This is a genomic window from Bradyrhizobium sp. BR13661 (assembly GCF_029892425.1).
In the GTDB taxonomy this organism is placed as follows: Bacteria; Pseudomonadota; Alphaproteobacteria; order Rhizobiales; family Xanthobacteraceae; genus Bradyrhizobium.
The window spans coordinates 1-8,773 of sequence record NZ_JARXWB010000067.1 but is presented as its reverse complement, the minus strand read 5'-3'; the positions used below and the strand labels follow the sequence as shown (position 1 = coordinate 8,773).

Here is an 8,773-nt window from a genome sequence, read left to right as displayed (position 1 = left end):
ATTATGGAATTTCCATGCGGTTTGATTTCTGTAGCTTTTTTGGTCCAAGCGGCTGATTAGACCTCGGCAAATGTTCCTGTTGAAACGCGGTTTGGGCTGTTGCGATTGGCCCACTTCAGCCAGACCGTAGTCGGCACGCTTCCACAACAGCAGCAGCCGCCAGCATGTCCACTGCCAGTCTCCGATCTGCGCTCGTTCCGCCGGCGCTTGCCGGCCGAGTCTGTCTTGGCAGATCAAGCATCCCCAGGTTCTGGGCATCGATTTGGATCGACGTGCTCAAGGGCTCGTTGGAGCCTGCCACCAGGCAGCGCCACCTGGCTGCCCTAGGACGCCTCTACGAAGCTGTAGAACGCCAGCGCGGGACCGACTGCTTGGACCGGCTCCTGGCTGGTTTGGACTTCGACGGCCTCGAGGACGTCCTGATGGGCTTCCTAGCTCAACTCCGGAACGAGGCCGCGATCGACGGCGCCGATCGATCGTCGACCTGGAGCTCGGCACTGACATTCGTGCTGGACATTCTGCGCCACGGCAGTTCGACCGGCGAAATCCGGGCAGGGGCAATTGAAACGCGGATCCAGCGCCTTGAGAGCTTGTACAGTCAACTGAGCCCGGCCCCTGTTCGGGCCCCTCCTCCAATCCGCGCTCTGCCGCCGGCCGTGATCAACGATCTCTACGCGATCTTCGATCCGGGTTCTGCCCGCAATCCCTTCAAGACGGAAAAGCAGCGCTGGCGCAACTTGCTGCTCTTTATGCTGCTGTTGCGGCTCGGCCTGAGACGCGGCGAGGCGGGCCTCTTGGCGGCGAACGCAATCAAGGACGACATCGATCTGACGTCGGGCCAAACCGTCACATGGATCGATGTCGAACCCACTACCGACGAGGACCCTCGGTACGAGCAACCTGGCCTGAAAACAGCGCTCTCGAGACGCCAGCTTCCGGTGCCGCAGGAGATTGTGCTGCTGACCGATGTGTACGTTCAGAACTATCGAGAACGAACGCGCTATCCGCAATTGCTGATGTCTCAGAAGCACCGTCCGCTGTCGTTGCGTATGATCAGCGAGGTCTTCGAGGCAGCAACTGCGGCGCTCTCGGAGCCGGCGCGTAAATCTCTGGAGAAGCAAGGACTTACAAGCGTCTCTTGTCACGACTTACGACATACCTGCGCGGTAGTGCGGATGCGGCGTTACCAGGAGGCTGGTGACGACCTCGGCCGTGCGATGGAAAAGCTTCGTCTGTTCTTTGGATGGACGCCCGAGTCCGACATGCCTCGCCTCTATGCGCGGGCGTACTTCGAGACCGAGCTCTCCGAGGTCTGGAACGAAAAGTTCGATCTATTTGTCGACGCGCTCCGTCGCTCCCTCCATGGGGGCGACACATGAGCATTGCAGCCCAAAACATCGATCAAGATCGCCTGGAAACGGCGATTGCGGCGGCTGTTCGCTCGTTACCACCTCTCCCGCCGCTCGTCCGATACCATGACGACTTTGCCGATAAGCTCCACGCAATAAGGGACTTGTCGGAAGCATCGTTTATTACCGTTGAGTTCGACGGCAAGCGGCAACGCATCAATTTTGACGGATACGGTTCTGCCTCTCCGATTATCAAGCTTGTGCTGGCAGATTGGTTTGCTCGTCTCGACCTCCACACGGTCGTTGTCAGCGCCAATCAGCTCGAGACGTATGTTCGAGACCGCGGTCTCGCGTCTCTAATGATGTTGGTGGCGCTCCCTATTTTTGAGGCTCGTTCTCACTGGAATGTCTTTGCTAAGCCAAATGCTACTCCGGGCCAGGCCGGAGCATTGCGACGCACACTGCACTCGCTTTGCAGCCTGTCCATCGGTCATTGGAACCCCGCCAGCGCCCCGCTTGTTCGCGCCTTGAGAAGCCCAAAGGTCGACCTGTATCGCGCCGTCCGCTCGGGCGAATGCTTCCTGCCGTTGGACCATCAAGCGGCTATCGTCGACCACATCGACGAGGTCTGTGCGCTCTTATCCAAATCCAGTGAAGCGGTGGACAGCGTTCAGCTCCGGGATGCTTGTATCCTGGTGATCGCCTACCAGTACGCCTTCCGGCCTGGGCAAATCGCTCGGATCGAGGTCGCCGACGTTCGTGTGTTCTCGACCGGCGCTGTGCATGTAGCCGTCATCGCGGCCAAGCAGCGCGACAAGAAGCAGCGGAATCGCGTTACGCGCCGGATCAAACGCGAATGGGCCCCGCTCTTCGTCGAACTTTGTCGGCGCCGTGAGCACCGAGACCTCGGAGCCAACCCAGAGACGCCGGAACGGCTCCTCTTCAGACTTACGCCCGGCGAAATAAGCGAGATCCTTACCGAACTTTGCGAGGATCTGACCGACGAGTCTTGGACCCCGACCGACCTACGTCACACGGCCGCCCAACGGCTTGCGGATGCCGGCGTCGCCCATATTGCGCTCACCGAGTTCATGGTGCACGCCAGCTACCGAACCGCCAATATTTACTTCGATACCTCGCCGACCCAGGCGCAGCGCGTGAACCAGGCGATGGCGATCTCTCCGATCTACGCCAACGTCGCGAAGATCGCTCGGACGCGGATCATCGACAAGGAGACGCTGCTGCGGCTGCCGGCAGACAAGCAGATCGGCGGCGTTCCGCATGGCATACCGATCGCTGGAATTGGCGGCTGCGAGGTCGGTCAGAGCCTCTGCAGCAAGAATCCGGTGCTGTCCTGCTACACCTGCCGGCGCTTCATGCCGTTAAGGGACACCAACATCCATGAGCGGGTTCTGGAAGATCTGAGACCCGTCGTTCTGGACTTCGCCGCCTCCTCCCGTAGCAACGAACAATCGCCGGCCTTTGTGCAGCTTCGGACCACGCTGGATGGTGTTCGCAGGGTCGTTGAAGGCCTGAAGGCGGAGGATCCGGACCAATGAATGCCTCGTTCGCTGCCTATGTGGCTTCAGCCCGCGTTTTGGCGGATGAGCGTGGCCTCGAGTGGGATCTGCCGTGTGACGACGCCGGCAAGATCGCCAAGGAGAGCCGCTGGGATCTGACCGCCCTGGTCGGAATGATCCCGCCGCCGTCGATCCATGTCTCGGACTTTGGCGTTGAGGAAGACGCCTTTGAGCGCTTGAATGAGGTCAGGCGACGCGCCGGACAATCCGAGCTTGCGCCTGCGCCGATGAGCCAATCGTGGCGCGACCTGTACCTCGCCGCGATCATCCATCAGGTGCTGGTGCGGAAAAACAAGCCGCGTAGCGCGATGGTGCCTGCCCGCTGGATCAGGCACCTCGCGTCGGCCGCAGGTAATACGCCGCCGTGGGCTGTCTCGCCTGACCAGGTTCAGCAAGCCTATAACGCAGCCCTTCTCGTCGGCGACTCCGGCAAGAACGCCCTTAACTTCGAAATGACGGTCCGGACGGTGCTGGACGATCAGCACCTGGCTGACATCTCTGCTCTTGCCCGGTTCTGCGCGCCGTTGGGATCCGATGCTGCCCGTCTGAGCCACGAACGGGTGCAGGGCGAGCGCCTTCGCGTTAACGCATCCTCCGGAACGAGCGCTTTGCGCGGTCGCTTATCCGAGCGCAAGTCCGAGGCAAAACTGCCTGAAGAACGCGCGTTTTGGGAGATGGTCCGTATTGTCTTCACTGAAACTCCGCGCAGCTTCTCCGATGCGATCCGCTTCGCGGTTCTGAAACTCGGGGTCATCTCCGGCCTCCGTATCGGTGAACTCGTACTATTGCCGCTCGATTGCCGCCGCTGGCGCGAGTACGTCGATGCCGACGGTGGTGCCGCAGGCAACAAGGGCGGACAATCCCGATCGCTGATGCTGCGGCACTTTGCCGAGAAACAGGTCGAAGACGAGCGCGTCGACGGCATCTGCCTCTATGAGAACGCACAGCACGTCCCGCCGATTTTTGAAGATGTCGTTCTCGAGACCCTCACCAAGATCGCCGATCTGACAGCTCCGCTTCGTGAGCGGTTGCGTCTACAGGTCGAAACAGGAAGCCTGTTCCCGGAATATCCGTCCGACGCCCTGGTCCCGGCCCACGAAATGTTCACGCGGCTCAGCGGAAATGCCGTCTTCTCCAGCAAGGAAGTTCCGGTTGAGTTGGAGGCCCGCTACCGACAAACATTGGACACCAGCGTGCTCGAGGAGATCAGGGACATCCAGATCGGCAGCGCCGCCTCCTTCCAACCCACGTCGGTATTTTGGTTACGACCGCGCAAGGCCGGCCTGATTGTGATCCGGAACCGGTTCGGCGACGTCGTCGATCGCGTCGAATGGCGAGATGCCTTCCTTCGCGTTGGCGAGGTCGAGGCCTACGTCCGCGCCAACATGCCGACGAAACTGCCGGACCTCGAGCCGGCAACGCTGACCGATGGCACCCTGATCTATCCGCACGACCTGATGTTCCTTATGCCGATCCGCAACCTCATCGAAGGGCGCAATGACGGCTTGCTGGATCCGACCCACTACTTTGCCGCTGGACGCATTGCGACGGCTGACATTCAGACGATCTTGGACGGCAGCAAGCCTGAATCGATCTTCCGCCGATATGGCGTTGACGAGCAGGATCGCCAGATCAGCCTCAATCCTCATGCGCTCCGGCATTTGCAAACGACCGAACTGTTCCGGCTCGGTGTTGCCGACACCATCATCACAAAGCGCTTCAACCGGCGGAGCGTCGCCCAGAGCTACGAGTATGACCATCGGAGCTTGGCGGAGGATTTGGCCAACATCAATGTCCCCGAACCGGCCGAGGAAGCTCTCAGCGACAACGCGCGGCAGGTCTATCGGATGATCGCCGCCAACAAGGTGAGCGGTCCCATCATCGACGAGTTCCGTCGTATCCAGCATGAACACGGTGATGATGTCGCGTTCGAATATTTGAACGCCGAGGCAGACGGGCTGCACGTCACGCCGTACGGGTTCTGCGTGAATAGCTTCGCGGTGGACCCCTGCCCCAAGCACCTTGAGTGCTTCAACGGCTGCAGGCACCTCGCCAGATCCGAGGTCGACGAGGAACGCGAGCATCTCGAACGTCTGCGCGATCGCATGGCCGGCGCGGTCAAGACGCTGGAGGCTCTGCCCGAGCATCAGCGCTCGATCGGATGGCACAATCAGGTCGCCCATGCCCGGACCCGGTTGACGAATATTTTGACGACGCTCGATACCAGCCCGGGCGAAAAGCCGTTCCCGGATGGCCCCGATCTCTATCAGTCCGCGGAGAGCCGGCGCGGCACTTCCGTTCTCGACACCGTGACCTTCTTGCGGGATGGCCTATGACCGAAAAACTTGATCGTCTTGAAGAGGTGCTTGAGGCAATGCTCGTCGATGACGAGAAGATCACAGCGCGGGCCGTGATCCGCCGAATGGACGGTGTTCTCAAGTATCCGACCGACATTACCCGAAACGAGAAGCGGAAGGCGCTGGTTGCTGATTACGCCAGTCGACAGGACAAAATCCGGTCCGCCGTCGAGCGATCCAGCAAGTTGTCGCGCGTTGAATTGGAACGCCAGATCTCTCTGAAGAACAGCGAGATCGAGCGCCTTCGTGGCGAGAAGGAGCTCCTGATCGCGTCTCACCGGGCGATGATCCTGTCGACCGCAGAGATGGGCGGTTTTGGCACCTGGAAGCGGTTCTTCGACAAGTACCAGGCGGCCATCGATGCCTTGGACGGCATGGGTGCCCTCCCGCAGGCCAAAGTCGTGCGCCATCCGCTCTCGGAGCATCCCTGATGGCCAAGGGGACCGGCAAAAGTGGCATCGAGCTCGCCCAAGAGAACGTCGATGGCCTGATCGAATATCTGGAAGGCCGGCGCGGGCAACCTCTCCCGCGTTATGGCGTCGAGCTCAATCGGAGCGCGATCGCCAAGGCCTGCGGCTTCGACCGCAAGGTCTTCCAGACCAACCCGCGGTGCGCCCGCATCCTTGATGAGGCCGACGCGGCAGACCGGAAAGTGAACCTGACCCGGCTGGAGCAGGCTGAAGCGGTTCGCGAGCAGAAGGGCAAGGTGGACGCAGACCGAGCCGAACTCGAGGCGCAGAATCTGCGGTTGATGGCCGAGAACGCGTCGCTCCGCCGCGAAACGGAACGTTGGCGTCGTATGAACGCCCTGATGACTGAAACGGGGAAGCTTCCCTGATGCTGGTGAGAAGTCTGGTCCTCGGAGCCGCTCCGTCGCAGCCCCGAAAAGCCATAGCGAGCGGCTCGCAGTGAACGAGGCGCAGGGACCCGCGCCGGTACGGCGTGGGTGGCCGCAGTGAACGGAGAGACGAGCGCTATGGCAGGGGCTGAAAAGCGACGGAGTGGCTTCGGGGATCAGACTTCCGGTCTGGTCCTTGGTGAGCTACCCGAGCAGACTTCCCTGTCATCGTTCGAACTTTGCATGACGTCCGTGCATCGAAGCGGTTACGGCGGCTTGATCCTGATCGGCCGGGACGAAGCGGGGGCTCTTAGGCGGGCGGTTGTGCCGGCTAAGATCAGTGCCCGGGATCCTGCCGTAGGTGAATCGTGGAGGCTGACTGGGACCGAGCGCCTACATCCCGAGTATGGCCCACAGCTCTACGCAGATTTGGCCCTGCCCCTCATTCCCAAAGGCCGGGCGTTGATCCGCTACCTCGCGACCGACAAGCGCTTCGTCGGCGTCGGCTGGTCGACGGCAGAGAAACTCTGGTCGACCTTGGGAGACGACATCTACGCGCACGTGCAAGCCAGACGCCTGGCGCCGATCGCCGCCGTCGTCGGACCTGAAAAAGCGGCCGCGATCGTTGATGGCTTCGGACTCCTGGCCGACGAGGTTGAGGTGTTCCGATGGCTTGATCGGTATGGGGTCTCCCCGCGCGTCGCGGGCGCGGCCGCAAGCCTCTGGGGCCTGCAGGCCATCGAGCGGATAAAGGCGGACCCGTACACCCTGACGCTCCTTGAGCCTTGGGCCGAGGTAGACGCCCGAGCGCTACGCCTGGGCCTGACGCTCGACGACAAGAGGCGTCTGTGTTCGGCCGTCGAGGAGGCCCTCGCGGTTCGCTTCCGCCAAGGACACATGGCGGCGCCCTCCTCGTCGATCTTGCCGCTGGTGCAACACCTCGCAGCGCCTTGGGGCGGCGACCCGGACCGGGCGCTGGAGATTGCGGTAGAGGCCGGGCGGATCATCGCGATCGGAAACGACCTTCTGCAGTCCCGCGCCTGCTGGTTCATGGAGCACGAACTCGAGCGGTTCTTCGGCGAGCGCCTCACGCGGAACGTCGAGCCTATCGATCCGGCGGCCATCGACGATGCCATCAGGAAGGTCGAAGCGGAGGTTGGCTACCAACTTACGAAGCTGCAGCGCGAAGCTGTGTTCATGGCGACGTCGAGTGCGGTCAGCGTCATCACCGGCGGTGCCGGCACCGGCAAGACCACGGTCGTCAGAGCCGTTCTCCGGGCTTCGGAAGCGCGCCGCGCCGCCCTCCCTGCTGTCGAGCAAAGCGGCTTCGAGTACCCCCAGGTCGCCCTGGCCGGACGGGCCGTTCGGCGAATTGCCGAGGCAACCGGCAAGGAAGCGACGACGATCGCTCGCTTCCTGCATCAGATCGAAGGAGGCGGTCGGCGCCTTCGACGTGGGCTGATGATCTTCGACGAGGCGTCCATGCTGGACACGCCCTCGGTGTACCGCATCCTCTCGCAGATCCCGACGGAGGTCGACCTCGTCTTCATTGGCGATCCAGCCCAGCTTCCGCCGATCGGCCCGGGCCTCTTGTTCCGCTCCATGGTCGCTGCGGACGCGATCCCGCGCGTGGCTCTCGACGTCATCCATCGGCAAGCAGATCAGACGGGCATCCCGCGCGCCGGCGGCATGATCCGGACCGGCGCGATCCCCTCGTTCCTTCCGTTCAACGAGACAGCGCCACTTGCGCCGGGGGTGTTCCTCGTGCCGGCCAGGCAAGACGAGATTGCCTCGAAAACCTTGCAGGTGTTCCGGGCAATGTGCGGTCCCGCTCCGGAAGCGGGTCAGGCGGACCGCCTGCACGCACTCGACGTACAAATCCTCACTCAGACGAAGAACGGGCCCGCCGGCGCAAAAGCGCTCAACCAATGTATCGAGGCAGAGTATATGGCCCGACAAGCCCGCATCCGGGATTGGGGGCTGAGCGCCGGTTCGAAGGTCCTTTGGCTGAAGAACGACTATCGCAAGGCCCCTCTCCGTGATCGGGCCGGCAACGTGGTGCTCGATCCGCTTACGAACGAGCCGACCTACTCCGGCTTCATGAACGGGGCGATCGGGACGATCAGGCACCCTCATCAGGATGGCGCGTGGGTAACCTTCGACGATGGCACCGCGGACGCGATCTTGGCAGCCGATCTCGAGAAGCTCACTCACGGCTGGGCGATCAGCGTCCACAAGGCGCAGGGATCGGCCTTCAGGCGCGTCATCCTGCCGATCGCGCGGTCTCGGCTTCTCGACCGGACGATGATCTACACGGCCGCAACGCGATCTGTTGAAACGGTCGTGCTCATCGGCGACCCCGACGTGATCAGCAACGCGATCCAGGCGGCTCCGAAAACGACCAATCGAGCCTCTGGGCTCCAACTGGAGCACCTGCTAGATGAGCAACAAATTGGTTCTTCGGCGCGCTTCGAAGAAGCACACTCCGGCAAGAGCGTAGTGTTGTCGGAGGTCTGATAAAGCAACAAACTAGGCTTCCCGCCGTCAGCAACATGCCCGAGACGCAGCGAGCGAGAAATAGATCGTCAAATCAACGGGAAACTCACACTCACTCACCCAGCTCCAAAGCCGAAACAGCATACTTTGGAA

Annotated in this window: 6 protein-coding genes; all 6 read left to right on the top strand. The window is 61.9% G+C overall.

Features of this window, described 5'->3' with window-relative positions:
- Positions 1-371 precede the first annotated feature (371 nt).
- The 6 genes from M2427_RS41765 to M2427_RS41740 all read left to right on the top strand — a co-directional run bounded on the left by M2427_RS41765 (position 372) and on the right by M2427_RS41740 (position 8,641).
- Entirely contained in the window at positions 372-1,379 is a 1,008-nt protein-coding gene (locus M2427_RS41765) for a tyrosine-type recombinase/integrase (protein ID WP_280712534.1), read from the top strand.
- Entirely contained in the window at positions 1,376-2,908 is a 1,533-nt protein-coding gene (locus tag M2427_RS41760) for a site-specific integrase (protein WP_278501815.1), read from the top strand. Before M2427_RS41765 ends, M2427_RS41760 begins: the two co-directional genes overlap by 4 nt.
- Positions 2,905-5,265 carry a hypothetical protein gene (locus M2427_RS41755; RefSeq protein WP_278501814.1) on the top strand — a complete coding sequence of 787 codons (2,361 nt, stop codon included), beginning with the start codon at positions 2,905-2,907 and terminating at the stop codon, positions 5,263-5,265. Before M2427_RS41760 ends, M2427_RS41755 begins: the two co-directional genes overlap by 4 nt.
- Positions 5,262-5,717 (top strand): hypothetical protein, encoded by a 456-nt coding sequence (locus tag M2427_RS41750; protein WP_278501813.1) that lies wholly within the window; start codon positions 5,262-5,264, stop codon positions 5,715-5,717. Before M2427_RS41755 ends, M2427_RS41750 begins: the two co-directional genes overlap by 4 nt.
- Entirely contained in the window at positions 5,717-6,124 is a 408-nt protein-coding gene (locus tag M2427_RS41745) for a hypothetical protein (protein WP_278501810.1), read from the top strand. The genes M2427_RS41750 and M2427_RS41745 overlap by 1 nt, the downstream gene beginning before the upstream one ends.
- A gap of 462 nt (positions 6,125-6,586) precedes the next feature.
- Positions 6,587-8,641, top strand: coding sequence for an AAA family ATPase (locus tag M2427_RS41740; RefSeq protein ID WP_278501807.1), 2,055 nt, complete (start codon positions 6,587-6,589; stop codon positions 8,639-8,641).
- Positions 8,642-8,773 lie beyond the last annotated feature (132 nt).